Source organism: Ligilactobacillus acidipiscis DSM 15836 (assembly GCF_001435755.1).
GTDB classification, from domain to species: domain Bacteria; phylum Bacillota; class Bacilli; order Lactobacillales; family Lactobacillaceae; genus Ligilactobacillus; species Ligilactobacillus acidipiscis.
Genome location: NZ_AZFI01000252.1, coordinates 1 through 1,839, shown reverse-complemented (window position 1 = coordinate 1,839; position 1,839 = coordinate 1). Strand labels below are relative to the sequence as shown.

2 protein-coding genes are annotated in these 1,839 nt (G+C 35.0%); both read left to right on the top strand.

What is annotated here, in order from left to right:
* The first annotated feature begins 792 nt into the window (after positions 1-792).
* Positions 793-1,410, top strand: coding sequence for a LysM peptidoglycan-binding domain-containing protein (locus FC65_RS10440; protein WP_056972665.1), 618 nt, complete (start codon positions 793-795; stop codon positions 1,408-1,410).
* Positions 1,411-1,596: 186 nt separating this feature from the next.
* Positions 1,597-1,839: flagellin N-terminal helical domain-containing protein (locus FC65_RS10435; RefSeq protein WP_477218334.1), on the top strand; the 243-nt coding region annotated here is incomplete at its 3' end.

The following is a 1,839-nucleotide window of genomic DNA, read 5'->3' as shown; positions in this document are numbered from 1 at the left end:
TTATTTCTAACTTAATTTGACATTTCAAGAAGTAAAAAAATTAAAGATTGGGCTTAATTTTTGCACTGTACTATCCGATAAAATGACTGGGATAGATTATAATTATGAGAGAATTATTGTGGAAAACAAGTGAAAATACAACATATTGTGATCCCGTTAACTTTGAAATGGCTTTTTTATGCGATACGAATATTCTTAGTAGTAGATGAGATTATTTATTTTAAGTTGAAGAACTAAACGTAAATGATCAAATTTCTAGGGAAACATAGTCAATCCTTGGTTGACAAGTTTGGTATTGTTACTAAAGTATTGGCTTCGCAAAATCGATTTGCTTGTCGAATTCCATGCTAACATTTTAGACTTATATACTAATTTCTTCGCAAAAACGGGTCGAGACCGACCACATTATATTCTAGCAAAGTAGGTTGATTTTCAATTAGATGTGAAAGAAAAAAATTTATTTTAAAAAGATTAGGACATTTTTATCATAGCAGGGAGTATTGACACGAATCTCAATAAATGTCATATTCATTTAATAGGTGAGAAAGTCATTAAGCGAGAAAGTATAAAAAGCGCAAGCTGAAAGTAAAGGAAGTTCATCTTGTTTTTGTAAGGTAATTTCTTTCGTTCGTTTTTGTATATAATCGTAGGGTAAAAGCAGTTTATTTGTTCAATATTAAAAAGTATATGCCACCGGATTTTTTAATTGTCAAAATGGTACTGTCAAATATTCTAAAAAACTATATAATTAGAAATCGTGATAGTAATTAAAGAAAGAAACGGGTTTTAAAAATGAATTTAGTTAATAATGACCTGCAAGTTCATAATAATGGGACGATGCAAGCCACAACACAGGCATCTAATTCGCAGCAAGCAGCTGAGTTTTCGGATGCTTTAGAAACAGTACAACAAACGATCAAAATCAAAAAGGGCGATACTGTCTCTGAGTTGGCAGAGAAATATCACACCACTACACAAGCTGTTGCTCAGGCTAACCAGTTAAACGATCCGGATTTTATTCTAGCCGGACAGAACTTAACTATTCCTGGAAGACCGCAAATAAGTTCGACTGCGCAACCGACCTCTATGGTCAATGATGCTGGAACAATAACGTCACTAGCGAATGTTGACCTTGATAAGGGCGCTTCTGCCAGTTCTAGCAATAGTTTAGAGCCAACATTGGCTGGGGCAGAAAAAAGTGCACGTGATTATATTATTCAGCATGAATCGAGTAATAACTATAATGCTCGAAATGGACGCTATATTGGTAAATATCAGCTAGATAAAAATTATTTGCATGGTGATTTTTCACCTGCCAACCAAGAAAAAATTGCGGCTCAATATGTCCAACAAAGATACGGCAGTTGGGCTAACGCACAGAAACATTGGGTCAAGAATCACTGGTATTAAATTGATTTCATAACAAGAACGGGGTCACATCACAAAAGATGCGGCTCTTTTTTTAAGAAAGAGGGATATTTGGCGTTAAAACATGTCTTTTTGAAAAAATTTCAAAAAATGACTTAAACAATTTAAAACTGGACCGATATATATATTTGTAAGCAACAAAATACAAAATATTTGGGGGAACAAACAATGAGAATTAATACTAACGTAGCTGCATTGAACACATATTCACGTTTATCTGCAGCCAATGCTTCAAAGAGTGATTCTTTGGCAAAACTTTCATCCGGCAAGCGGATCAACAAAGCCGGCGACGACGCTGCAGGCTTGGCTATCTCAGAAAAAATGAAGGCACAGATCGGTGGCTTGAAGCAAGCTAAACGTAATGCCCAAGATGGTATTTCTTTGATCCAAACAGCTGAAGGAGCTTTGAGT